This is a genomic window from Klebsiella oxytoca, from assembly GCF_009707385.1.
Classification (GTDB): domain Bacteria; phylum Pseudomonadota; class Gammaproteobacteria; order Enterobacterales; family Enterobacteriaceae; genus Klebsiella; species Klebsiella oxytoca_C.
The window spans coordinates 2,392,174-2,415,990 of the sequence record NZ_CP046115.1; the positions used below are offsets into that span (position 1 = coordinate 2,392,174).

A 23,817-nucleotide genomic window follows, 5' to 3' on the forward strand; every position below is an offset into this window, starting at 1 on the left:
TTGTTTAAAATATATGTGTAACTTGGCTATTTGAAATTAAGATTCATATCGTATACGAATCCGAGAAAATGAGGGGGTTATCGATGTTGTAGTATTATTCCTGCAAATAATAGTTACGTTACCTAATGTATCCACACTTTCCTGTAGTTCAGCTCCCGATGTAGACCCGTTGGCAGTTGCTTTAACTACCCATGGTAGAAATCCAATTGTGTCTTTCACGCTTTGTACAGGGGAGGTTGCTGACTGACCAGCAGCAATAGCTCCAGGATTCCATGCAAAAGACCAGTCGAAATATTCTTTCCTTTCGATAAAAACACCATCGAATAGTACTGGAGCAGCTCCATTTGTTAGGATGAATGCCCCAACTGATATTTTATCAGGTCGAATTTGCCATTTATAGTTTTTCCAAATGCCATCAGCTGAGACACTCACTGGCCCGTAATTAACACCATCAAGAGTAAGTATAACATCCGAGGTTATATCTGATACATTCTTCAAGCGGGCACTGATATGAACAAAATCTTTTTCAGAAATAAGTGCTGAGGATATCGTTCCGCGACGAATTTCGGTAGAAGCAGGAACTGACATTACGGTAAGGTAGTGAGTCATAGAGCTTGAATCAGGTACAAATGGGTTATTGACAGTTCCAATCATTTGATGGGAAGAAATAAATCCTAGTACATCAAAGTGGGATCTCTTATTCTTAACTCCATTGTTAGAATGAAATATCAATGGTTGGATATCCTGAGGAAGGTTAGATGTGCAAATAAAAGTTCCATCTGCTGTTGCATTACCTCGATTAGATTCGTTTTCGCTGCCACCGACAGAGCCGCCAGCTATCTCAATCAAGACATTGTCACAACCGTGAAATTTATTTTTCGTGATGGTAGGTTGTACACGAGAGTTTTCACCAATCTTTATACAATGAGAGTAAATGTTAGTGTTGGTAAGCTTATAGTTAGTAAATACATTATGGTCGATACTTACTCTGTTTGCCTGTCCTAAATATATAACATGCTTTGAAGTAATGTTTCCAGATGCAGGCTTATCATCATATTCGAACTTGTTTTTATCAATCCAGATGGCATCAAGATTAGAGTAATCAGTTCCATAAATCCAGTTTCCAGAGTTAAACCCAAGCGTTCCACGTGTAAGACTAAAATTGTTCACATTGTTGTTTTTGTTATCCAGATAATCTTCAAACTGTATACATCCTGTAGTATCGCTACCCAGCCTTCTGCAAAGATAAGTATTAATGCCGCCTTCAGCAACATTTCGCAATGATAAACCCCAGCCCGCAAGATTTTGTAGCGCTAGCATTTCGCACCAAAAATATGACCACGATTCTACACGAAGAAGTATACCTGTTGAGTTATCTGTTTCTCCCCGAATATCAATATAACGAAGTCCGCCACCGTGAGGCCGGTTATCTTTATTTCCTAGAAATTGTATTCCATATGATGCGTCTGCAATTTTAATAATAGTAGAGCTAAGTGAGTTAATGGAAGTTACACCTTGTCCCTCAATAACCAATGGAGAAGTAATATCCAGTTCACCGACTCTCAGGGCTCCTGCAATTGAACGTTGTGGCAATTTAACAACTTTATGACCTTCCTGAAGAACTCTTTTAAAGCGCATTGTATCATCATTTACGCTATCAGTTGCGTAATCTAAGATACAAGGAAAATCGTCTAGCTTATCTTTTACTAAGCGGGCTTTACTGAATTGACTCCTGGGAGCGTGTTAACAAGGCTGTCACCCATCCCTTGCTCGCTTGAAATTAAGTCGGCACGTAAATCATCATTCGTTATGGAATTGTTCATTTTTCATCCTCTTGTTAAATACTCCTCAAACCCATGCTGTATAAATACACAGTGTCAAGAAGTAGCACGCAAACGGGAGGCCTGAAATCTATCCTCTATCATGGTTGAGTAGAAAATCGACAAGTGAAAATGGTGCTAGTACTCGCCTTTCCTGAGTCATCAATACGTTACTTCAATGACTAAAATTGATAGCCAAAACCTATATTGATATGTCGCTAAGATAAAACTACTGTATATATAAACAGTATTTATGTGAGCGAGTATATTATGCAGTTCTACACGCCAGTCGAGTTACGCAGGGTTATCCTGATTCCGCTATATAGTGACCTTGTGCAGTGCGGATTTCCGAGTCCTGCACAGGATTACATTGAGCAACGCATTGACCTGAATGAGTTATTAGTTAATCACCCCAGTGCGACGTATTTTGTGAAAGCTGCTGGCGACAGCATGATTGAGGGGGGGATCAGTGAAGGGGATTTACTCGTCGTCGATAGTTCCCGTAAGCCTGTACATGGAAATATCGTCATCGCGGCTGTTGATGGTGAGTTCACGGTAAAAAAACTACAGTTGCATCCCCGGGTACAGCTTAACCCAATGAATAGCGCCTATTCCCCGATTATCGTCGGAAGCGAAGATACACTGGATGTGTTTGGTGTTGTCACATACATCGTTAAATCTGCAGGCTGACTATGCTTGCGCTCTGTGATGTGAACTCTTTCTATGCATCATGCGAAACGGTATTCAGGCCAGATTTGAAAGGACGGCCAGTTGTCGTCCTCTCGAATAACGATGGATGCGTGATAGCTCGTTCTGCTGAGGCGAAGCCCTTCGTCAAAATGGGGGAGCCATATTTCAAGCAGAAGGATATGTTCAGCCGGCACGGCATTATCGCGTTTAGTAGCAACTATGAGCTCTATGCGGATATGTCTAACCGTGTAATGACGACCCTGGAGGAGTTGGCCCCGCGATGCGAAATTTACAGTATCGACGAAGCATTTTGCGATCTTACCGGTGTCCGTAACTGCCGCGACCTTACCGACTTTGGCCGGGAAATTCGCGAGACTGTGCATCGCAGGACGCATCTTACCGTTGGTGTTGGCATAGCCCAGACTAAAACCTTGGCAAAACTGGCTAACCACGCTGCGAAACAGTGGCAGCGGCAGACCGGGGGTGTGGTTGATTTGTCGAATCTGGAACGGCAGAGAAAGTTAATGGCTCTCCTGCCGGTTGATGAAGTATGGGGTGTTGGGCGCCGTATTAGCAAAAAGCTGGAGGCTATGGGGATAGACACGGTGCTAAAACTTGCCGACACAGATATCCGTTTTATCCGGAAGCATTTTAATGTTGTTCTTGAGCGCACAGTGCGGGAGCTACGTGGCGAACCATGCCTTGGCCTTGAAGAATTTGCACCGGTAAAACAGGAAATTGTTTGTAGCAGGTCATTTGGCGAACGAGTCACTGAATACGAGCAGATGAGGCAGGCTATATGCTCATACGCTTCGCGGGCAGCTGAGAAACTCCGTGGCGAACATCAGTACTGCCGGTTTATCTCCGCGTTCGTTAAAACCAGTCCTTTTGCCCTGAACGAGCCGTATTACGGCAACAGTGCATCAGTAAAGCTGCTAACGCCTACACAAGACAGTAGGGACATAATCACCGCGGCGACGAAATGCCTTGATGCAATCTGGCGAGATGGGCAACGTTATCAGAAAGCAGGTGTAATGTTGGGCGATTTCTACAGCCAGGGCGTAGCGCAGCTCAACCTCTTTGATGAGAACGCACCACGGCAGAACAGCGAGAAACTGATGGAGGTTCTCGACCATCTCAACGCAAAGGATGGTAGGGGGACGCTGTATTTTGCAGGACAGGGAATCCAGGCCGCCTGGCAGATGAAGCGAGAAATGCTTTCGCCTCGGTACACCACGAGATATAGTGACTTGCTCAAAGTCAGGTGATTCAGCCCATCAGTATTGCATTGTACTATCGCCGATTCTACTCCTACAGGAGTCCGTTCAGAGCGCAGACCGAGTGAAAACTCAGACCGAGCACCGAAGTGCGTGAGGCTATGCAAAATGTAGAACCGTTCGACTGCTCAAGCAGCGTCAGATTTTACGTATGAGTGCGTTTTTCAGCTCTGCTCTTGGCTGTTTCTGCAATCACAAACGTTTTCACACAGCTTGAGCGAGGAACGGACTTAACTTGATTGCTAGTCTTGATAAGTAGAATCTTTAGTTAAGATTTATTTTTAATATCAAATTTTTCAGAGATTTTCCCAAAGAGTTCAATAAATCTTGAATCAATTTTATCTACATCAAGATGCGACAAATCTGATGCCCCTGAAGTATTCCAATGTTGGAATACTTCTTTCAATTCAGTTTGAGATATTTGCGTAGAAAAAACGCGCATATAGAACTTCCCGAACGAAATTGCGTGCAGTCGATCGGCATTCTTCAAAGCTTCTAATTGATGCGTTTTTGCCATTAAAAATGAATACCTTGCCAAGCCCAAAAGTAACGCTACAACTGTTACACCTTTAATAGCATCGAAAATCAGTCTAGTAGTATCAAGAGGTGATTGTACAAATGAACGCTCAGCTAAAAACCAAAGAATTAATACGAAAAGGACAGAAGCTACTAATGCCCCATATCCAGCAAAATGCCATCTTGAAGATAATTGACGACCATCTTTTTCGCGCGCCTTAAGATCCTCAATTGTTTCACTTATATAATCGGCTGATTCATCTTTAAGAACTTTTGCTCGAATTTCTTTTCTCTCTTCCTGAGCTACTCGGGCTCCTTCGAAGCGGCTGATAGCATTTACAATTTCATTAACGAGGTTTGTCATATCATCAGAACGTGCGAATAATGCCTGGAACGCCCCAAGATCACTATCATTAAGAGCTTCTTTATCCAGTACCACTGGCAAAACAAGCTTATCCCGATTGCTATTAGCAACATAGGATATAGCACCAGTAACCTCTATATTAAAATAGTAAGACTTATCGCTATGTTCAGTAACAAGTGCGATAAATACATCAGCGTTTTTTAAATGCTTTAGTATATCCTCTTGCCAATGAGACCCAAGCCGAATCGATTGTTGGTCCAAAAATACATTGTAATCATATCGACTAAGCTCTTCGGTTAGTTTTTTTGCAATTAAAACATCTTCTCTTGCATAGGATATAAATACATTAATCATGAGACCTCAGCTTTTATCAGCGACAAACAGAGCACCATTGGTGTCGTCATCATTACGACATCCATATCAACTTTCCTATCTCAGAACCGTAGTGGAGATAGGAAATAAAGATAGCTATCGAATACATATTACCAAATGTTAACGGATTTTAAAATGATTATTTCTAGAGGCCTCCATACTAAGTAGGAAGTCCAGTTTTACTTAGAAAATTCAAAATTGTCGCGTATACAAATGTCCGCTTGACACATTGCGGACATTATGAATTTATAGGCGCTCAATAGCTTCAATTAATTCCGGCGCCTGATTCTTAACGTTACCCACCGCACGGGAGACGGGATGCCAGGTGAAATGGTCCGCTGACACAGCACCATCAGCAATTATTTCCTCCACCTCTTTCCCTCCGATATCCTGCCTCATCCATTCGCGTGCGGCTTCCGGTGCCAGGACGAGTGGCCGGCGGTCGTGAATATCGACGAGACCCTGATCAGCTGCGGCGGTCACAATCAAAAATCCTTCAGCTTCGTCGCCGCGTTCAAAAGGTACGCTGCCGATCGCCGCCATAAAAATACCTTTTGAAATGTGTTATTGCTGGTTCTGTAGCTAGTGGAGGCCGCTATGAGCGAATTGCGAAGTTCTCTTTAAGTGTATGTCTTAGGGTCTCTAAAAGAGAATATTCCATTTAAATAGACATAAATCTACACGATGGGAATATTTATATTTACCGGACTGGTTTATTACCTGCTGAGCTGCGGCCTGGTAGAAGTGGCTAAACGACGACAATATTCATAATTCCGCCGCGTATCTGCGGCGGAACAATCCCCCGGCTAAATCAGGCTCCCGTAATTGGTGGAATGACTGGGCTTCGGTTGATAGTCTGAAATATTTGCGTTGCGATATTCGTCGCCAAATCGCCAGCACCAGAAAGGTTGATTAAGACAAACACACCAACGGATGACGATACTGTTCCCGGCTGAGGACTATTCGAAATCACAATAGCAGTATTAACCCCTGGCAAATCGCCATTCTTAGCAAGCAACGGTTGCTCCTGGGAAATAAACCATCCTAATCCTAACGCCTCATCATTCGGAGTACGTACCGGCGTCGAACTGTTCTGCATTCGGGCAAGTATCTGCGGGGTATCAGGGAACGGTGCCAAACATCCCATGTTAAACTTCATCCAGGTCATCATATCTGCGGCTGGGAGCATCACGCCGCCACCTCCGTAATAAGCGCCAAACAATCCATCATAAAATTCCTGAACTTCGTTATATTTTTTATCCCCCTGAATATACTCAAAACCGACAGGGAAATTGTCCGGCCTGGACTCTGGAGGAAGCGGACAATAACGTGACGCCGTCATATTCATCGTCGTATTCTCGAAAAGATAGGCTCTCATCCAGTCATTTATATTATCCATACCATAGGCCCTTGCCACGGCTGCACCCAGCAAAGAAAATCCCAGATCGGAATAATGATAAAACTCTCCGCGCGGAAAAACGAAGAAGTGGGTGCTATCCAAAAAGCTCTGCATTTCATCAACACTGTATATCTTATAGGGGCTCGGGTCAGGGTGCAGTCCTGGCGGAGGTGAGCTTACATTATCAGCTGGCAGCCCGCTGGTGTAATTCGCTAGAGATAACAGAGGCAGCGGATTAAGCGCTGGCGCCATCGTTCCGGAGAACGTCATCAACGACTGTAGTGTCGTCTCCTCATTAATCTGACAATCCGGATCGGATAACGAATAAGAATAAGCCAGCGCGGTGAAGAGTTTACTGACTGAAGCCAGCTTAAATAATGTCTGTTGGTCAGGCGCGGTTTTTGTACCATCGTACTGCAGAGCCTGACCACGAAAGTGAATATCTTCATCCACTACCACGCCTTGCTCTGAGCTTATCGCCCATCCAATAGCTATAATTACGCCTTCGGGAAGCGGTGGCAGCGTGGCAAGAGCCTTATCAATAGCAGAGTCTAGTATAACTTCATCGGGAGGAGAGCAGGACGCCATGGGCGCCTCCTTATTGCCGAAAGAGAGTATCTGTTACAGCCTGCCGCGTATTCATAATACCGGCATCATCTCAAGTGTAGTCAATATCTCCGGCAGGTTATGACACGGATAAAACTAGGAGCCTCACACCCATCGGGGCCGTATTGAAGACTTTCAGGCGGCTTCCTGTACCAGGACAAGTGGGCGCCGAACATGTACATCAACGAGGCCTTTATCAGCTGCGGCCGTGGCAATGAGAAACTCTTCCGCCTCATCACCACCTCAAATGGGGTGATTCCGATCGCCGACATGAATATGGGCTTGCCGTCTTTACGGTGGATGAAGTAAGGCTGTTTCTTGTCTCCTTCACGCTTCCATTCAAACCAACCATCGGCGAAACAGATCGCCCGGCCATGTTGCCATAGCTGCTTAAACATTCTGCTTGTCGCCGCGGTTTCTACGCGAGCGTTAATGAGCGCTGGCTTATCCCACCACCCTGGCGCGTAACCCCAATGAACCGGATCGAGGTGCAGTTCTTCGTTGCGTTCACTCAGCAACAGAACTTTGGTACCGGGCGCCACGTTGTAACGATCGATCGGTTCGGGGTCAAAGGCGATATCCCGCTCAGCCTCTTCTGCTAGATAAGCCAGATATTCTTCGCGAGTCTGTGATTGAGCAAAACGTCCACACATGGTTACCTCCAGTCTTCAGACTGAAAATATAGGAGGTATGGTTTGAAGGGGGATAGCTCCGACAGCCAGATCAACAAACGACTGTCGGAGCGAACGAAGAAAATAATGTGTACAAATTTGTGTATTTAAATCAATTTGAAATCAAAAAATAATTAATTAACTTAATGATTTTAAATGATTTATTTGCAATTTACATAATTGCTATCGTAGGGCATACCATTCCTTGTGTTTCAGTGGGTTCGCCATCGCACCCAAAATATCGGATATTACGTTCACAATAATCACCAGCGCGCCAATAACCATCACGCCTGCGGAAATAGCGGCGTAGTCCTGTTGACGAATGGCGTTGATTAGCCAGCGCCCCAGTCCGGGCCAACTGAAAACCATTTCGGTAATCATCGCCAGCGTTAGCATGGTGGAAAACTGGAGTCCCAGGCGCGGGATCACTGGCGGCAGGGCGTTGTGCAGTACGTGGCGATGTAAAATCGTCCGTCGCGATACGCCGCGAGTGGCGGCGGCTTTTACATAATTGGTGTCATACACTTCGCTGGTGCTGATGCGCATCAAACGGATCACCTCCGTTGTCGGTGCGACCGCCAGGGTCAGTACCGGCAGCACCATATGACGCGCCGCGCTGACGATCATTTCATGGCGCCACGGTGAATCGGAAAGCCACGCGTCGATCAACGCGAAGCCGGTAACCGTCTTCACTTCATACAACAAATCGAAGCGTCCTGAGACCGGAAACCAGCCCAGGGTGAGGGAGAAAAACAGGGTCAGCAGCAGCGCCAGCCAGAATACAGGAATAGAAAAGCCCAGCAGCGCAAGGGCGCTAATCAGGGTATCCTGCCATTTATTTCGCATAATCCCCGCCAGCATGCCGACGGGAATTCCGACGACCAGCGCAAAGCCGAAGGCGAGGATACAGAGCTCCATCGTGGCGGGAAAGACCTCTTTAAGCTGCTCGGAAATCAGCTGCCCGTTGATGCTGGAAACGCCAAAATCCCAGTGCAGTACGCCCTCAAACCAGAACAGCCAGGCATTCCAGAGCGAGGCCCCCTGCAGCGGCGCGTGGGGAGTAAAGTAGCTCAGGCTGAAACCGACAAAGGTCAGCAGGAAAAGCGTAATTAACAGCAGCAGCAGGCGACGCAGGGTAAAAATAATCATGGTTTTTTCACCTCGTCTTCTTTTTCCCGCGAAACGCCAGCAAAAGAGGCGTTACCAAATGGGCTCAGTACCAGACCTTTCATGTCGTAACGGTAGGCTTGCAAACGCAGGGAGGATGCCAGCGGCAGCACCGGCAGTTCAGTAGCAAGAATGTGCTGCGCTTCTTTATACGCCTCAATTCGCGAGGCCAGCTGCTGGGAGGTAAGCGCTTTTTGCAGCACCTCGTCGAACTGGCGATTACACCAGTGAGCATAGTTGGTTTGCGAGGCAATCGCCGCGCAGCTCAGCAGCGGGCGGAAAAAGCTGTCCGGATCGTTACTGTCGGTAGCCCATCCTGAAAGCGTCAGATCGTGGTTCATGTCCATTAATCTGGCCTCCTGAAAGCGCCCCTCAACCGGCACAATCACCACCTTAACGCCAATTTGCGCCATATCAGCCTGAATAAGCTCGGCGGTTTTCAACGGGCTAGGGTTCCACGCCTGCGAACTGGTCGGTACCCACAGCTTCAACGTCAGTTTTTCCAGCCCCAGGGCTTTAAGTCGGGCGCGGGCTTCCGTCGGATTATATTCCGTGATCCTGGCATCGTTGTCGTAGGCCCAGGAGGCGCGAGGCAGCATAGAGGCCGCGGTTTCCGCCGTGCCGTAGTAGATTGACTGCATCAGACGCTGATTGTTAATCGCCAGCGCCAGCGCATGGCGGACCTCCGGGTTATCAAGCGGCGGCTTGGCGGTGTTAAACGCCAGCCAGGCGATATTCATCCCTGGGCGCAGCGTCAGGCGCAGGCGCGGATCGTCACGCAAAATCGAGATCTGGCTCGCGGCGGGCCAGGCCAGCACGTCGCATTCGCCGGTGAGCAATTTTGACAGGCGCCCGGTGCCGCCGGAACCGAGATCGACCACCACCTGCGGCATCAGCGGCTTGCCGCGCCAGTAGGCCGGGTGGCGCTGCAGGCGGATGTATTGACCGCTGCGGTATTCTTCTAGCTGGAACGGACCGGTACCGATCGGTTGACGGTCGATCAATTCCTGACGATCGTTGTGGGCCAGCCTGGTGGCATACTCTGCCGACATCACTGAGGCGTAATGGGTCGCCAGGTGCCACAGAAAAGAGGCATCCGGACGCTTAAGACGAAACTCGACGGTCTGATTATCCAGCTTACGTACGCTCTCTACGCTGTCGGCAAACTGTAAACTGTCGAAATAGGGGAAGCTGCTGCCGTTAACGTTGTGCCACGGATGGTCGCGATTGAAAATCCGGCCAAAGGTGAAAATGACGTCATCGGCATTAAAATTACGGGTCGGTTTGAACCAGGACGTGGTCTGGAAAGGCACGCCGCTACGCAGGTGGAAGCGGTAGGTTGCGCCGTTGTCCAGCACCTCCCAGCTTTCCGCCAGTTCAGGGACCAGGCGGTAGGTATAAGGGTCGACATCCAGCAGTCGGTCGTAGAGCTGGGCGGCCAGGGTATCAACGATCAGGCCGCTGCTGACCTTTTGTGGATTGAAGGTGTTAACCTGACCGCTCACGCAATAAACAAAGCCGCTATCACGAATATCCGCGTTCGCAGGCAGCGTGGGCGTGGCAAAAGCTTGCCCGCACAGCAGAGTTACCGCTGCCAGGAGAGAAGACAATTTCAGGCGCATAGTTTCTTTTTGATTATAGAGCAGGGCTCTATCTTATTAATATTAAATGACATTTACCACCACCTTATTGCTTATGGAGATAATGTAAGCGATGGCTGCGTTGGATATTTGGCCAACTGATTCAAATTCATACCGCTTGTTAACTTCGAGTATACCTCTTAAATCACCCTGCGTTTGGCAGCAGACAAGCGAGGCGTTGATTAAGAAAGTCATTCTGTAGATTCATATGCAGTACGGTTCGAAGGCTCAATTCGTATCAAGCATGGCGCTGTTTTGCTCTCTGGCGCCCCAATAAGTGCCACATGGTATCTGTTTATTAGCGGTTTCTCCAGCTAGCCGTGAAAGCACGGCTGGCTGGAGAAATGAAGGGTTACAGCGGAAGGAGTCGGTTATATCGAGCGATATAGTCTTTGGGCGTAATTTCCAGCATTCCGCCATCGTGATGGTTAGCGATATAAGTTCGCAGTACCAGGCCGCTTTTATGCGGGGTTATTTCCCAGCCCTGTTGCCGATAGGAATCCTCGGTTGAGCGAATCATCAGGTCTGAAAAGATCATCATCACCGAGAGGGCCGGAGCTTTGTGGCTCTTCATGGTATGGACCAGGCTGACGTGTGCTGCATAGCGGCTAAGCGTGGAGGAGTTAACCGGAATCATCTGTATTTTCAGTCCATTGGCTCAAGATGCGCAGATGATAGTTCACATCAAGGAATCTTACTAGTTACAATTTTTTAACCATCATCGGATGGTTTCGCTCTTTTGAAAGTCTCATTCCTCGTCCGTGCTGACGCTGATAGAAGAGTGGGCTGTTGTGACACTGTCACTGATTAATCACCGAGAGAAGTAAATTCATATAGCGCCAGCGCGTTGCTCTCCAGCGAGTCGACGAGCAGCCAACGGTCGCGGTCCGGCGTTTCTTCACTGACCCGCAGCGCCGGGCGCGCGCGGTGCATCAGCCAGCGATAGTCTTCATCATCGGGCCCGCTTTGGCTACGGAAATTATCGAACAGCGGGAAGAGCGCGCCGTGCTGTCGATCGAACAGGTGCTGTTTGATTCGCCAGCGCCCCTCAAGGCCACTGATATGCACGCTCCAGGGCTGGCTGAAGCGCTGAATAAACGCCTCTTCGCTGGAGAGCCAGGGGTTAAACACGACCGTATTGCGCAACAGCAGCTGGAAATTGTCGTTATCGCGCAGTAGCAGCAAATTTTTGTCGTTGATTACCACCTCACCCCGCAGCCTGTGCCATAACCACAAAACCCAGTAGACCGGGCGCGGCAGACCGTGGAGATAGTGCAGCGCCAGGCTTGAGGTATCAAGCTTGCCGTTAGCTCGAGCTTCTCCCTGCAAACCTGAATTCAGCCAGAACCCTGCTAGCCATACCTGATCCGCCAGCCCCAGCAGATTATCCATCAGCAGCGCGCCGCGAAAGAAACGGCCGTTGGTATCGCGGGTATCGCCGGTCAGGGTATTCCATGAGAGTAGCCAGATCGGCAGCAGAAGCTGCCGCTGGCGCAGCGCGCTGTGCAGCTTGCGCAATTTGTGGACCGGGTAGTGTTCGCTGGCGGCCAGATTCTGGCCGTCAACCTGCGCCAGATCCAGCAGTTCGTTGGCATCGGCCTGGCAGGCAAGAAAATCAGCCTCTGCCAGCAGCGGCGAATGCAGAAGAGGATCGTCCTCAACCGACTGCGGAAAACGATGCCAGATCCCCAGCGCCGACTGCGGCGAAAATTTGTGCAGGATCGACTTTTGTTGCTGCCACGCGTGATCCCGAGCGTCATCGCTGGCCTGAGGAGACCAGTGCCAGACAAAACGCCAGCTGGCCAGAGTGGCCGGCGGAAAATGGTTGGCGGATAAACGCAGAAAGCGTTGAAGCAGATCGCCGCGAGTGGTAAGCCCGGTATGCAGTATTACCGCCCAGCCCATGGTCGCCAGCCAGCTAAATATATGCTGCAGATTGTACCAGCAGGCGTATCCGGTCATTTGCGGATCGTCCCAGCCGGTACCAAACAGACGGCTACTCAGAAAAGGATCGTGGATATCGATGGCGAAAATGGGGAGCGAGGCGTGCAGCTGCTCCAGCTCGCGGCGAATATCCTCGCGTAGCAGATCGTCGAGTTCACGAACGGTAACCACCATTCGGGTATGACGCAGCGGCGCGGCGCGAGCCGGTAGCTGACGCAGATCAAGATGGCGGGTTTGCTGGGGATTAAGGCGCAGCGGCGGGCTATCCACGCCGTGAGCTGGCGGCGCGTTAAGCCGGGAGTAAAGACGGTCGAATGACACCGCCTGCCAGCGATCGGGCTGATGGCCAGGCGGACGGGGTGATTCAACCGCGGGCTGCGCTTGCCGCTGGCGAAACTGGCGTGGTGTCAGACCATGCTCGCGTTTAAACAGGTCACTCATCACCCGGCTGCTGGCGAAACCATGCTGCTGCGCTATTTGCTGTATTGACTTGCGGGTGGTCGTCAGCTGTTCGGCTGCTTTGCGCAGCCGCAGCCCGGTGATGTACTGCATAAAGCTAATGCCTACCTCTTTACGAAACAGACGCGACAACCAGGCTTCAGAAACAAACTCCGCTGCGGCTATCTCCTGCAGCGACAGTCGCCGTTGAAAGTTGCCGTCGATTCGTGCCACCACTCTGTTGATTCGCTGACTCCGACGTTCAGCGCCGCGCGGTGGCTGGGCCGTCAGAGGATGGCGGAATCGTGAGGCCAGCAGAAGGGCGATTTCGCTGAGCCAGCGGTTGGCTTCCAGCCGGTAGTGGGTTTGCGGATTGACCAGATTAAGAACCAGCAGCTGCCGCATCAAATGACGCAGCGAGTCTTCGGCATCGGCCGTTTCAGGGCGGCTCTGATAATCGCTGGAGAAAAAATCACCGTCGAGGCGCGTTAGCCACCCGGCGCTTAGCGACAACGCCATCACTACATTTGCCGTTTTGCTGCTCAGGCTCCAGCGGTGGTCGCGATTGACTATCGCCAGTTCATCAGCCTGCAGGCCTTGATGTTGAGCGCCGTGGTGCAGTTCCACGCTGCCTTCAAGCAACCATATCAGCGTCAGGCCATCGGTTTCCTCCTGACTTAACTGCCGGATATCGCGAACCGCAACCTTAAAGTCTACTGAATGGTGCTCCACCGCCGACCTCCTGAAGACAAAAAACAACGTGTTGTTTTTTGTCATAACCGTTTTGTATGAAAAACACTCATTAATAATCCGTCACTATAAAACAAAAAAGCGCATTTTAAAGCCGTCAGGGATGCATAAACTCGAATGTGTCGTGCAAACACAACACAGGAATAATAAAAATGACACACCCGATTATTGAGGCATTACAGGTTAACGAGGCGCAGTTTGTTGCGCTTCGCCGCCGTTTCCACCAGCAGCCGGAAATCGGTTTTGAAGAGCATAAAACCAGCGAGGAGGTTGCCCGTCTGCTCGGCGAGTGGGGCTATCAGGTTCATCGCGGTCTGGCGGGCACCGGCGTGGTCGCTACCTTAAGCGTGGGAAACGGTAAAAAACGGCTGGGACTACGGGCGGATATGGACGCGCTGCCGATGCAGGAGATGAGCGGCAAAGCGTGGTCCAGCCAGGTCGACGGGCGTTTTCACGGCTGTGGTCATGATGGCCACACCACCACCTTACTGTATGCCGCTGAATACCTGGCGCGCACCCGACAGTTTAACGGCACGCTGCAGCTTATTTTCCAGCCTGCAGAAGAACTGCTTTATGGCGGTCGAGTGATGCTGGAGGACGGCCTGTTTGAACAGTTTCCCTGCGATGCCATTTTTGGGCTGCATAATATGCCGGGGCAGCCGACAGGCAGAATAGGCCTGCGCGACGGTGCGATGATGGCCTCCTCCGATACGTTGCATATTGAGGTCAAAGGTGTGGGAGGACACGGGGCGGTGCCGGAGCACACCGTCGATGCCACCCTCGTTGCTTGTCATATCACCCTGGCGCTGCAATCCATCGTTTCCCGAAATATCACGCCGTTTGAACCGGTGGTGGTGACCGTGGGCAGCATTCAGGCCGGGCACGCGCCGAACATTATCAACGACAAGGTGTTAATGAAACTCACGGTGCGCACGCTGAATGAACAGGTCCGCGAGACGGTATTGCATCGCATTCATGATATTGCCGTCGCTCAGGCCGAAAGTTTCAACGCCAGCGCAACTTTAACGCACGTTAACGGCAGCCCGGTTTTAAGAAATAACCCGGCAGCCAATGAGATGGTCCGTCAGGTAGCGACCTCGCTGTTTGGCGAGACGCAGGTCGGTGAGGTGAAGCCGTTTATGGGCAGCGAAGATTTTGCCTTTATGCTCGAACGCAATCCGAACGGCTGCTATTTCACCATCGGGGCCGGAGATGAAGCGGATCGCTGTATGGTGCATAACCCGGGATACGACTTCAACGATGCCCTGCTGCTGAAAGGCGCCGCGCTGTGGTGCGCCCTGACGGAACACTATTTGCGTTAATTTCCGCAACGAGAGGACCCTGTTATGAGTTCTGTATCGCTAAGCGAAGCGCAGTTCGTCGGCACCGATCGTCTGCTGACGGGGATTGTATTGAGCGTTCTGACCTTCTGGCTGTTTGCTCAGTCGGTCATTAACGTGGTTCCGGCAATGAAAAGCAGCCTTGATATTTCGCTGGAAACGCTGACTCTGGCGGTGAGCCTGAGCGCCTTATTCAGCGGCTGCTTTGTGGTGGCCAGCGGCGGTCTGGCGGATAAATTTGGCCGTATGCGTATGACCACGCTAGGGTTGATTCTGAGCATTATCGGCAGCGCGATGCTGGTTCTGTCGCAGGGACCAGCGCTATTTCTGTGCGGGCGCGTTTTACAGGGGCTTTCCGCCGCCTGCATTATGCCGGCGACGCTGGCGCTAATAAAAACCTGGTACGAGGGCAAATCACGGCAGCGGGCGGTGAGCTTCTGGGTTATCGGATCGTGGGGCGGCAGCGGGCTGTGTTCGTTTGTCGGCGGAGCAATTGCCACCGGTCTGGGCTGGCGTTGGATCTTTGTTTTTTCCATTGCGGTAGCGCTGGCGGCGCTATTCTTGCTGCGCGGTACTCCGGAAAGCCGTAGCGCCAGCGCACAGCAGCATAAGCTGGATATCAGCGGACTGCTTAGTCTGATCCTTTCTCTGGTGCTGTTGAATCTGTTTATCAGTAAAGGTCACGGCTGGGGCTGGAGCAGCGCCATCTCGCTGGCGATGCTGACCGGCGCGCTGGCGGCGGGGTTATTTTTTATCCGCAGCGGCCGGCGCAAAGGCGACGCGGCGCTGATTGATTTTGCGCTGTTCCGTAACCGGGCCTACAGCGCTGCGGTGCTGTCGAACTTTATGCTTAACGGCGCCATCGGTACCATGATGATTGCTAGCATCTGGTTGCAGCAGGGGCATCAGCTTAGCCCCCTGCAGAGCGGAATGATGACGCTTGGCTATCTGGTCACCGTTCTGGCGATGATCCGCGTGGGTGAGAAGCTACTGCAACGCTACGGCGCGCGTTTGCCGATGATGACCGGTCCGGTCTTTACCGCGCTCGGCATTCTCTTTATCTCGTGTACATTTCTCGATAAATCGACCTATGTCGTTACGGTTTTTTTCAGCAACGTGCTGTTTGGTTTCGGGCTCGGCTGCTACGCCACCCCTTCAACGGATACGGCGGTGGTCAACGCTCCGGAGGGTAAGGTCGGCGTGGCTTCGGGGATCTATAAAATGGGAAGCTCGCTCGGTGGGGCGATGGGCATCGCCGTGACGGCGTCACTTTTTGCACTGTTTTTACCGCTGGGGATGGCGCGCGCGGCGCAGTATGCGCTGTGGTTTAACGCCGCGCTCTGTCTCGGGTCAATAGCGGTCAGCGCGCTGCTGCTGCCGCGCGACGCTCAAAGCTGATGCTTTTTCAGCAATGCTCTCAGCTGGTGGTAGGTCAGCCCCAGTAGCTCGGCCGCCTGTTTTTGATTGTACTTCGCCTGCTCAAGGCTTCTCTCGAGCAGGCTTTTTTCTTGTTCCTGCTGGAAAGCGCGCAAATCGAGGGGCAGAGCGGGACCGGGCGTCTTCTCCGCTGCGGCGACCGGCGCAGCGTGCTGCTGGCGAAAGGGGTTAATAATAATGTTATCCAGCTCGCTTTCGCTGCTGCCGTGGCGGTAAACCGAGCGTTCAACCACGTTTTTTAATTCACGGATATTCCCCGGCCAACGGTAGTTTTGCAGCGTCGCGGCGGCTTGTTCGCTAAAGCCTGGAAACAGCGGCAGTCCGAGCTCACGGCACATCTGGATAGCAAACTGCGTGGCGAGCAGCATGATGTCGCTCTGACGCTCGCGCAGAGGAGGCAGCTGCACCACATCGAAAGCCAGCCTGTCGAGAAGGTCGGCGCGAAAAAGCCCATCTTCCACCATTTGCGGCAGATCGGCGTTGGTGGCACACACCAGACGGACGTTGACCTGCAGCGGCTGGCTGCCGCCGACTCGCTCCAGTTCGCCATATTCAATGACGCGCAGCAGCTTTTCCTGTACCAGCATCGGTGCGGTCGCCAGTTCATCAAGAAACAGGGTACCGCCGTCGGCGCGTTCGAAGCGCCCCGGATGACGTTTACTGGCTCCCGTAAATGCCCCGGCCTCATGACCGAATAACTCCGAGTCGAGCAAATTTTCATTGAGCGCCGCGCAGTTCAGCGAAATAAACGGCCCCTGCCAGCGGGAAGAGAGAAAGTGCAGGCGGCTGGCGATCAGCTCCTTGCCGGTACCGCGCTCGCCGATGACCAGCACCGGTTTGTCGAGCGGCGCCAGCCGGGAGACCTGTTCCAGTACTTCAAGAAAGCTATTGGCCTCGCCGAGCAGGTTGTCTTTGTAATCCGCCATGATGAATTTCGCCATTTAGTAGTGTGATTCACCAGGTCACTGTAGCAATGTGCCGGCCAGATAACAACCACACCTATTAAAATCAATAACATAAAAAGTTGGCACGGCATTTGTATTAGCTATCGCACAGGCCGATGCCTGACACCAGAACTATGAGGATTGAAATTATGGGTATTTTTTCTCGTTTTGCCGACATCGTGAACGCCAACATCAACTCCCTGCTGGAAAAAGCAGAAGATCCGCAGAAGCTGGTTCGACTGATGATTCAGGAGATGGAAGACACGCTGGTTGAAGTGCGTTCGACCTCGGCGCGGGCGCTGGCTGAAAAGAAACAGCTGACCCGTCGTATTGAACAGGCCGTTGCCCAGCAGGCGGAATGGCAGGAAAAAGCCGAACTGGCGCTGCGTAAAGAGAAAGAGGATCTGGCCCGTGCGGCGTTGATCGAAAAGCAGAAGCTGACCGACCTTATCGGTAGCCTGGAACATGAAGCGCAGCTGGTTGATGACACGCTGACGCGGATGAAAAAAGAGATTGGCGAGCTGGAAAACAAACTCAGCGAAACCCGCGCTCGTCAGCAGGCGCTGATGCTGCGTCATCAGGCCGCAAACTCCTCCCGCGACGTCCGCCGTCAGCTGGATAGCGGCAAGATTGACGAAGCGATGGCGCGTTTTGAATCATTCGAACGCCGTATCGATCATATGGAAGCAGAAGCGGAAAGCCACCGTTTCGGCAAAGATAAATCGCTGGATCAACAGTTCGCTGACCTGAAAGCGGACGATGAAATCAGCGAGCAGCTGGCGGCGTTAAAAGCCAAAATGAATCAAAATAACCAGTAATGTATTCGGGCGGCACCGAGACGTGCCGCCGCCATCTGCAAGGAGTTCATATGAGCATGCTTTTTCTCGCCATCCCTTTGACGTTGTTTGTGCTGTTTGTTTTGCCGGTCTGGCTCTGGCTGCATTACAACAACCGCACCGCCAGCGGCAGCTTATCGCAGAATGAACAGCAGCGTCTGCTGCAGCTGACCGATGACGCGAAGCGTATGCGCGAACGTATTCAGGCGCTGGAAGCCATTCTTGATGCAGAGCATCCGAACTGGAGAGAGAAATAATGGGTGGACTGGATTTGAGTAAAAAACTGTGGCGTATTCCGCAGCAGGGCATGGTGAAAGGCGTTTGCGCCGGTATTGCGCAATATCTTGACGTGCCGGTTAAGCTGGTGCGTCTGATTACCGTACTGGCAATGATCTTTGGCCTGTTCCTGTTTGTGGTGGTGGCCTACATCATTCTCTCGTTTGCGCTGGATCCGATGCCCGAAAGCGAACTGTATGGTGAAAAAATGCCGAGCAGCGGGGAGCTGTTAGCGGCGGCGGATAAAGAGCTGGCGGCCGGTGAGCGTCGTTTGCGCGAAATGGAGCGCTACGTTACCTCCGATACCTTCTCGTTACGTAGCCGTTTTCGTCAGCTGTAATTGAAATTGAGGTTAACGATGAACATGAAATGGCAGCAGGCCGGGCAAAAAGTTAAACCGGGTCTGAAAATCGCAGGAAAGCTGGTGCTGCTCACCGCGCTGCGCTACGGTCCGGCAGGCGTCGCAGGCTGGGCGGTAAAATCCGTCGCGCGTCGGCCGCTGAAAATGCTGCTGATGCTTGTTCTGGAACCGATGCTCAGCCGGGCAGCGCTGCGGTTTTCTAAACGTCGCGGATGGCGTATGTTATGAGGGCCTAAAAACTCACTCTATCAGGAAGATAAAATGCTACGAAAATGGCTTCTCGGTTTAGCGCTGGCGGTTGCCTTACCCGTATCCGCGGCGGAGCACTGGATTGACGTGCGTATTCCGCAGCAGTATCAAAAAGAACACGTTGAGGGCGCGGTGAATATCCCGCTGGCGGAACTAAAAACGCGCATTGCGGCCGAAGTGCCGGATAAAAACGATACCATTAACGTCTATTGCAACGTTGGTCGACAGTCGGGTCAGGCCCAGCAAATGTTGACCGAAATGGGCTATACGCAGGTGGTGAATGCCGGTGGGCTTAGCCAGATAGATCGGCCGAAAAGCGCCAGTAAATAATCTTCAGCCCCGTCGCAGCGGGGCTATTGCACTCTATTGATTAGTCCTCATATGTATTTCCCCCGTTCTTCAGGCTCAACAGGATGGCGATGAAGCGACTCAAAACAGAATTTAATGCGCTGGTTAATCGTGGGGTTGACCGGCATCTTCGTCTGGCCGTCACCGGCCTCAGCCGCAGCGGCAAGACCGCCTTTATCACCGCGCTGGTCAATCAGCTGCTGAATATTCACGCCGGCGCGCGGCTACCGCTGCTCAGTGCGGCCAGAGAAGAGCGCCTGCTGGGCGTCAAACGCGTACCGCAGCGGGATTTCGGCATACCGCGCTTCACCTATGATGAAGGCCTGGTCCAGCTGTACGGCCAGCCGCCGGTCTGGCCGACGCCCACCCGCGGCGTCAGCGAAATCCGCCTGGCGCTGCGCTATCGCTCTGACGAGTCGCTGCTACGCCACTTTAAAGAGACGTCGACCCTGTATCTGGAGATTGTTGATTATCCTGGCGAGTGGCTGCTGGATCTGCCGATGCTGGCTCAGGATTATCTGACCTGGTCACGGCAGATGACCGGCTTGCTGCAGGGGCAGCGGGGGGAATGGTCTGCTCGCTGGCGGCAGTTATGCGAAGGGCTGGATCCGCTTGCTCCCGCCGATGAAAGCCGTCTGGCGGAGATCGCCGAGGCGTGGACCGACTATCTGCATACCTGTAAGCGTGAAGGGATGCACTTTATTCAGCCGGGGCGCTTTGTGCTGCCCGGCGAAATGGCCGGCGCTCCGGCGCTACAGTTCTTCCCCTGGCCAGACGTTGATGCCTTTGGCGAGGCCAGGCTGGCGCAGGCGGACAAACAGACGAATGCCGGAATGCTGCGCGAGCGTTTTAAATACTACTGCGAGAAAGTGGTTAAAGGCTTCTACAAAGAGCATTTCCTGCGCTTTGACCGGCAAATCGTGCTGGTTGACTGTCTGCAGCCGCTTAACAGCGGACCACAGGCATTTAACGACATGCGCCTGGCGCTGACGCAGCTGATGCAAAGTTTCCACTATGGCCAGCGCACGCTGTTCCGTCGCCTGTTTTCGCCGGTTATTGATAAGCTGCTGTTTGCCGCGACCAAAGCGGATCACGTGACCGTCGATCAGCACAGCAATATGGTCTCGCTACTGCAGCAGCTGATTCAGGATGCCTGGCAGAACGCGGCTTTTGAAGGGATCAGTATGGACTGCCTGGGGCTGGCGTCGATTCAGGCGACGCAGAGCGGGCTTATCGAGGTGAACGGCGAAAAAATCCCCGCGCTGCGAGGCCACCGCTTAAGCGACGGACAGCCGTTGACCGTCTATCCAGGAGAGGTACCGGCCCGCCTGCCGGGGCAGGCATTCTGGGAGCAGCAGGGCTTTCAGTTTGAAAACTTCCGCCCGCAGGCGATGGACGTTGATAAACCGCTGCCGCATATTCGCCTCGATGCGGCGCTGGAATTTTTGATCGGAGATAAATTGCGATGACCGAACCTTTGAAACCGCGTATCGATTTTGACGGTCCGCTGGAGGCGGAAAAAGCGCAAACGCTGAAATCCGCCCGCGCTTTTGACGGTGCCGACGCGGCGAAATTCGCTCCTGCGCGCCTTGAAGTACTTGAGGAAGAAGAAGGGGCGGCAGAAGCGGTGGTCGAGTCGGTGCTGCGGCCCAGGCGTAGCCTGTGGCGAAAAATGGTTAGCGCTGGTCTGGCTATCTTTGGCGTCAGCGTGGCGGCGCAGGGCGTGCAATGGACCATGACCGCCTGGCAAACTCAGGATTGGATCGCGCTCGGCGGCTGCGCTGCCGGGGCGCTGATCGTTGGCGCCGGCGTCGGTTCAGTAGCTACCGAATGGCGCCGGCTGTGGCGACTGCGCCAGCGTGCGCATGAGCGTGATGAGGCGCGGGATCTGATGCACAGCCATGCGGTCGGCAAAGGACGCGCCTTTTGCGAGAAGCTGGCTCAGCAGGCGGGGCTGGATCAATCGCACCCGGCTCTGCAGCGCTGGTATGCGGCGATCCACGAAACCCAGAACGATCGTGAAGTGGTGAGCCTGTACGCGCAGATCGTGCAGCCGGTGCTCGATGCGCAGGCGCGGCGTGAAATCAGCCGCTCGGCGGCGGAGTCGACGCTGATGATTGCCGTCAGCCCGCTGGCGCTGGTGGACATGGCATTTATCGCCTGGCGTAATTTACGTCTTATCAACCGCATCGCTACCCTGTACGGCATTGAGCTGGGCTACTACAGCCGTCTGCGCCTGTTCCGTCTGGTGCTGCTGAATATCGCTTTTGCCGGGGCCAGCGAGCTGGTGCGGGAAGTGGGGATGGACTGGATGTCGCAGGATCTCGCGGCCAGGCTGTCGGCGCGGGCGGCGCAGGGTATCGGCGCCGGGCTGCTGACCGCGCGGCTGGGAATTAAAGCCATGGAGCTCTGCCGTCCTCTACCGTGGATCGCCGACGATAAACCGCGGCTGGGCGATTTTCGCCGTGAGCTGATTGGCCAGTTAAAAGACACTTTGCAGAAGAGTAAAAGCAGCCCGGACAAATAAGCCGTTTAAGCATTCCCGGCTTACAGCGTGAACGCTTTAGCCGGGATACCGCTCTACAGAAGGCTGTCACCTGTAGCCCGGCGATGCGCAGCGCAATCCGGGGAGAAAAGCAGCGGCGGTGATGACCGGTTCTCATTGCCATTTTTCCCTCCCAGCGCATAACTTTACGGCAGAAAGGCCATTTTTCCGCCATACTGTCAATAATTGTTGACAGCTATCTTCACGCCAGCAAATAACTGTCCTATTATTCATCCGTCCTTGGCCTTTTTAGGGTGAAAACTCCTATGCGTCTTGAAGTCTTTTGTGAAGACCGTCTTGGTCTGACTCGTGAATTACTCGATTTACTGGTGCTGCGCGGTATCGACCTGCGGGGGATCGAGATTGACCCTATTGGCCGAATCTATCTCAATTTCGCCGAGCTGGAGTTTGCCAGCTTCAGCAGCCTGATGGCGGAAATTCGCCGCATCGCCGGCGTCACCGACGTACGCACCGTCGCGTGGATGCCATCAGAGCGTGAACACCTGGCGCTCAGCGCGCTGCTGGTGGCGATGCCGGAACCGGTTCTCTCGCTGGATACCAAAGGAAAAGTTGAACTGGCTAACCCGGCCAGCTGTCAGCTGTTTGGTCAGACCCAGGATAAACTACGCAATCACCCGGTCGCACAGCTGATTACCGATTTCAACGTCCAGCGCTGGCTGGAAAACAGTCCGCAGGAGTCACATGCCGAACATGTGGTGGTCAACGGGCAGAATTTCCTGCTGGAGATCACTCCGGTCTATCTCGAAGGCGAGCACGGCGAAAAGGTGCTAACCGGCGCGGTCGCTATGCTACGCTCGACGGTGCGTATGGGACGCCAGCTGCAAACGATGACTATCCAGGATACCAGCGCCTTTAGCCAGATCCTCGCCGTTGGGCCAAAAATGCGCCACGTCGTTGAGCAGGCGCGCAAACTGGCCATGCTCAGCGCGCCGCTGCTGATCGTTGGTGATACCGGTACCGGCAAAGATTTGTTGGCCCACGCCTGTCATCTGGCCAGCCCGCGCGCGGGGAAACCTTACCTGGCGCTGAACTGCGGCTCCATCCCGGAAGACGCGGTAGAAAGCGAGCTGTTCGGCGACGCTATCCAGGGGAAAAAGGGGTTCTTTGAGCAGGCTAACGGCGGATCGGTTCTGCTGGATGAAATTGGTGAAATGTCGCCGCGTATGCAGACTAAACTGCTGCGCTTCCTTAACGATGGGACTTTCCGCCGCGTCGGTGAAGATCATGAAGTCCACGTTGATGTACGGGTGATTTGCGCTACCCAGAAAAACCTGGTGGAACTGGTACAAAAGGGGCTGTTCCGCGAAGATCTCTATTATCGTCTGAACGTGCTGACGCTGTACCTGCCGCCGCTGCGCGATTGTCCGCAGGACATTATGCCGCTTACCGAACTGTTTGTGGCGCGTTTTGCCGATGAGCAGGGTATTCCGCGGCCTAAACTTTCAGCAGATTTAAATACCGTACTGACGCGCTATAGCTGGCCGGGTAACGTGCGCCAGCTTAAGAACGCGATTTATCGTGCGCTGACTCAGCTGGACGGTTTTGAACTGCGCCCTCAGGATATCCTGCTGCCGGATCACGACGTCTCTTCGTTGGCGGTCGGCGAAGAAGCGATGGAAGGCTCGCTGGATGATATCACGCGCCGTTTCGAGCGCTCGGTGCTTACCCAGCTTTATCGTAGCTTCCCCAGCACGCGTAAGCTGGCCAGGCGTCTGGGCGTATCGCACACCGCAATCGCCAATAAGCTGCGCGAATATGGTCTGAGCCAGAAGAAAGGCGACGAGTAATCCCCGCCAACCGGTGGCC

Annotated in this window: 20 protein-coding genes and 2 pseudogenes; 12 read left to right on the forward strand and 10 right to left on the reverse strand. The window is 52.6% G+C overall.

Translation table 11 applies throughout. The features are described from left to right. Positions 1 to 36: 36 nt before the first annotated feature. A complete protein-coding gene (locus tag GJ746_RS11065; RefSeq protein ID WP_154680236.1) occupies positions 37 to 1,638 on the reverse strand; it encodes a hypothetical protein in 1,602 nt (533 codons plus the stop codon). A 452-nt stretch (positions 1,639 to 2,090) separates the two neighbouring features. Here GJ746_RS11065 and GJ746_RS11070 point away from each other — a divergent pair, with 452 nt between their 5' ends. Together GJ746_RS11070 and GJ746_RS11075 are read left to right on the forward strand one after the other, a co-directional pair. After that, entirely contained in the window at positions 2,091 to 2,510 is a 420-nt protein-coding gene (locus tag GJ746_RS11070; RefSeq protein WP_154680237.1) for a translesion error-prone DNA polymerase V autoproteolytic subunit, read from the forward strand. 2 nt (positions 2,511 to 2,512) lie between these two features. Beyond that, on the forward strand, positions 2,513 to 3,778 hold the full coding sequence (locus tag GJ746_RS11075) for a Y-family DNA polymerase (RefSeq protein WP_154680238.1): 1,266 nt from the start codon (positions 2,513 to 2,515) through the stop codon (positions 3,776 to 3,778). A gap of 277 nt (positions 3,779 to 4,055) precedes the next feature. On the opposite strand, the gene GJ746_RS11080 is transcribed toward GJ746_RS11075, so the two are convergent. The 8 genes and pseudogenes from GJ746_RS11080 to GJ746_RS11115 all read right to left on the reverse strand — a co-directional run bounded on the left by GJ746_RS11080 (position 4,056) and on the right by GJ746_RS11115 (position 13,636). Further along, entirely contained in the window at positions 4,056 to 5,021 is a 966-nt protein-coding gene (locus tag GJ746_RS11080; RefSeq protein ID WP_135647319.1) for a toll/interleukin-1 receptor domain-containing protein, read from the reverse strand. A 264-nt stretch (positions 5,022 to 5,285) separates the two neighbouring features. Then, positions 5,286 to 5,588 (reverse strand): annotated as a pseudogene (locus GJ746_RS11085) (SOS response-associated peptidase family protein); the annotation flags it as partial. A 262-nt stretch (positions 5,589 to 5,850) separates the two neighbouring features. Further along, positions 5,851 to 7,026: a serine hydrolase domain-containing protein gene (locus GJ746_RS11090; RefSeq protein ID WP_154680239.1), complete on the reverse strand. Its 1,176-nt coding sequence runs from the start codon at positions 7,024 to 7,026 to the stop codon at positions 5,851 to 5,853. A 156-nt stretch (positions 7,027 to 7,182) separates the two neighbouring features. Continuing rightward, positions 7,183 to 7,697, reverse strand: a pseudogene (locus GJ746_RS11095) (SOS response-associated peptidase family protein); the annotation flags it as partial. Positions 7,698 to 7,898: 201 nt separating this feature from the next. Next, complete coding sequence (gene sapB / locus GJ746_RS11100) at positions 7,899 to 8,864, reverse strand: putrescine export ABC transporter permease SapB (protein ID WP_154680240.1); 966 nt, start codon at positions 8,862 to 8,864, stop codon at positions 7,899 to 7,901. After that, a complete protein-coding gene (gene sapA / locus GJ746_RS11105; protein ID WP_154680241.1) occupies positions 8,861 to 10,504 on the reverse strand; it encodes an ABC transporter substrate-binding protein SapA in 1,644 nt (547 codons plus the stop codon). Before sapA ends, sapB begins: the two co-directional genes overlap by 4 nt. Positions 10,505 to 10,874: 370 nt before the next feature. Continuing rightward, a complete protein-coding gene (locus GJ746_RS11110) occupies positions 10,875 to 11,159 on the reverse strand; it encodes a hypothetical protein (protein WP_154680242.1) in 285 nt (94 codons plus the stop codon). Between the two features lie 170 nt (positions 11,160 to 11,329). Next, on the reverse strand, positions 11,330 to 13,636 hold the full coding sequence (locus tag GJ746_RS11115) for a helix-turn-helix domain-containing protein (RefSeq protein WP_154680243.1): 2,307 nt from the start codon (positions 13,634 to 13,636) through the stop codon (positions 11,330 to 11,332). 170 nt (positions 13,637 to 13,806) lie between these two features. On the opposite strand from GJ746_RS11115, the gene GJ746_RS11120 reads away from it, so the two are divergent. Next, positions 13,807 to 14,976, forward strand: coding sequence for a M20 aminoacylase family protein (locus tag GJ746_RS11120; RefSeq protein ID WP_154680244.1), 1,170 nt, complete (start codon positions 13,807 to 13,809; stop codon positions 14,974 to 14,976). Between the two features lie 24 nt (positions 14,977 to 15,000). After that, complete coding sequence (locus GJ746_RS11125) at positions 15,001 to 16,392, forward strand: MFS transporter (RefSeq protein ID WP_154680245.1); 1,392 nt, start codon at positions 15,001 to 15,003, stop codon at positions 16,390 to 16,392. On the opposite strand, the gene pspF is transcribed toward GJ746_RS11125, so the two are convergent. Further along, the gene (pspF, locus tag GJ746_RS11130) at positions 16,383 to 17,372 is read right to left on the reverse strand and encodes a phage shock protein operon transcriptional activator (RefSeq protein WP_195908824.1); all 990 of its coding nucleotides are present in this window, start codon (positions 17,370 to 17,372) and stop codon (positions 16,383 to 16,385) included. The genes GJ746_RS11125 and pspF overlap by 10 nt on opposite strands. A 152-nt stretch (positions 17,373 to 17,524) precedes the next feature. On the opposite strand from pspF, the gene pspA reads away from it, so the two are divergent. The 8 genes from pspA to tyrR all read left to right on the forward strand — a co-directional run bounded on the left by pspA (position 17,525) and on the right by tyrR (position 23,798). Then, the gene (gene pspA / locus GJ746_RS11135) at positions 17,525 to 18,193 is read left to right on the forward strand and encodes a phage shock protein PspA (RefSeq protein WP_154680246.1); all 669 of its coding nucleotides are present in this window, start codon (positions 17,525 to 17,527) and stop codon (positions 18,191 to 18,193) included. Between the two features lie 50 nt (positions 18,194 to 18,243). Further along, entirely contained in the window at positions 18,244 to 18,468 is a 225-nt protein-coding gene (pspB, locus tag GJ746_RS11140; protein WP_004101459.1) for an envelope stress response membrane protein PspB, read from the forward strand. Beyond that, a complete protein-coding gene (pspC, locus tag GJ746_RS11145) occupies positions 18,468 to 18,827 on the forward strand; it encodes an envelope stress response membrane protein PspC (RefSeq protein ID WP_154680247.1) in 360 nt (119 codons plus the stop codon). Before pspB ends, pspC begins: the two co-directional genes overlap by 1 nt. 18 nt (positions 18,828 to 18,845) lie before the next feature. Then, the gene (gene pspD, locus GJ746_RS11150; protein ID WP_139538234.1) at positions 18,846 to 19,076 is read left to right on the forward strand and encodes a phage shock protein PspD; all 231 of its coding nucleotides are present in this window, start codon (positions 18,846 to 18,848) and stop codon (positions 19,074 to 19,076) included. A 33-nt stretch (positions 19,077 to 19,109) separates the two neighbouring features. Continuing rightward, positions 19,110 to 19,427: a thiosulfate sulfurtransferase PspE gene (gene pspE / locus GJ746_RS11155; protein ID WP_154680248.1), complete on the forward strand. Its 318-nt coding sequence runs from the start codon at positions 19,110 to 19,112 to the stop codon at positions 19,425 to 19,427. A gap of 89 nt (positions 19,428 to 19,516) precedes the next feature. Continuing rightward, a complete protein-coding gene (locus tag GJ746_RS11160; protein ID WP_154680249.1) occupies positions 19,517 to 20,914 on the forward strand; it encodes a YcjX family protein in 1,398 nt (465 codons plus the stop codon). Then, on the forward strand, positions 20,911 to 21,972 hold the full coding sequence (locus GJ746_RS11165; protein ID WP_154680250.1) for a YcjF family protein: 1,062 nt from the start codon (positions 20,911 to 20,913) through the stop codon (positions 21,970 to 21,972). The genes GJ746_RS11160 and GJ746_RS11165 overlap by 4 nt, the downstream gene beginning before the upstream one ends. A 284-nt stretch (positions 21,973 to 22,256) precedes the next feature. Beyond that, positions 22,257 to 23,798 (forward strand): transcriptional regulator TyrR, encoded by a 1,542-nt coding sequence (gene tyrR / locus GJ746_RS11170; protein ID WP_154680251.1) that lies wholly within the window; start codon positions 22,257 to 22,259, stop codon positions 23,796 to 23,798. Positions 23,799 to 23,817: the final 19 nt, after the last annotated feature.

Excerpts from the sequence above, each read along its gene's own strand:
- GJ746_RS11065 (WP_154680236.1), bottom strand. The coding sequence starts at position 1,638 with ATGCGCTTTAAAAGAGTTCTTCAGGAAGGTCATAAAGTTGTTAAATTG.
- GJ746_RS11070 (WP_154680237.1), top strand. The coding sequence starts at position 2,091 with ATGCAGTTCTACACGCCAGTCGAGTTACGCAGGGTTATCCTGATTCCG.
- GJ746_RS11075 (WP_154680238.1), top strand. The coding sequence starts at position 2,513 with ATGCTTGCGCTCTGTGATGTGAACTCTTTCTATGCATCATGCGAAACG.
- GJ746_RS11080 (WP_135647319.1), bottom strand. The coding sequence starts at position 5,021 with ATGATTAATGTATTTATATCCTATGCAAGAGAAGATGTTTTAATTGCA.
- GJ746_RS11090 (WP_154680239.1), bottom strand. The coding sequence starts at position 7,026 with ATGGCGTCCTGCTCTCCTCCCGATGAAGTTATACTAGACTCTGCTATT.
- sapB (WP_154680240.1), bottom strand. The coding sequence starts at position 8,864 with ATGATTATTTTTACCCTGCGTCGCCTGCTGCTGCTGTTAATTACGCTT.
- sapA (WP_154680241.1), bottom strand. The coding sequence starts at position 10,504 with ATGCGCCTGAAATTGTCTTCTCTCCTGGCAGCGGTAACTCTGCTGTGC.
- GJ746_RS11110 (WP_154680242.1), bottom strand. The coding sequence starts at position 11,159 with ATGATTCCGGTTAACTCCTCCACGCTTAGCCGCTATGCAGCACACGTC.
- GJ746_RS11120 (WP_154680244.1), top strand. The coding sequence starts at position 13,807 with ATGACACACCCGATTATTGAGGCATTACAGGTTAACGAGGCGCAGTTT.
- GJ746_RS11125 (WP_154680245.1), top strand. The coding sequence starts at position 15,001 with ATGAGTTCTGTATCGCTAAGCGAAGCGCAGTTCGTCGGCACCGATCGT.
- pspF (WP_195908824.1), bottom strand. The coding sequence starts at position 17,372 with ATGGCGAAATTCATCATGGCGGATTACAAAGACAACCTGCTCGGCGAG.
- pspA (WP_154680246.1), top strand. The coding sequence starts at position 17,525 with ATGGGTATTTTTTCTCGTTTTGCCGACATCGTGAACGCCAACATCAAC.
- pspB (WP_004101459.1), top strand. The coding sequence starts at position 18,244 with ATGAGCATGCTTTTTCTCGCCATCCCTTTGACGTTGTTTGTGCTGTTT.
- pspC (WP_154680247.1), top strand. The coding sequence starts at position 18,468 with ATGGGTGGACTGGATTTGAGTAAAAAACTGTGGCGTATTCCGCAGCAG.
- pspD (WP_139538234.1), top strand. The coding sequence starts at position 18,846 with ATGAACATGAAATGGCAGCAGGCCGGGCAAAAAGTTAAACCGGGTCTG.
- pspE (WP_154680248.1), top strand. The coding sequence starts at position 19,110 with ATGCTACGAAAATGGCTTCTCGGTTTAGCGCTGGCGGTTGCCTTACCC.
- GJ746_RS11160 (WP_154680249.1), top strand. The coding sequence starts at position 19,517 with ATGAAGCGACTCAAAACAGAATTTAATGCGCTGGTTAATCGTGGGGTT.
- GJ746_RS11165 (WP_154680250.1), top strand. The coding sequence starts at position 20,911 with ATGACCGAACCTTTGAAACCGCGTATCGATTTTGACGGTCCGCTGGAG.
- tyrR (WP_154680251.1), top strand. The coding sequence starts at position 22,257 with ATGCGTCTTGAAGTCTTTTGTGAAGACCGTCTTGGTCTGACTCGTGAA.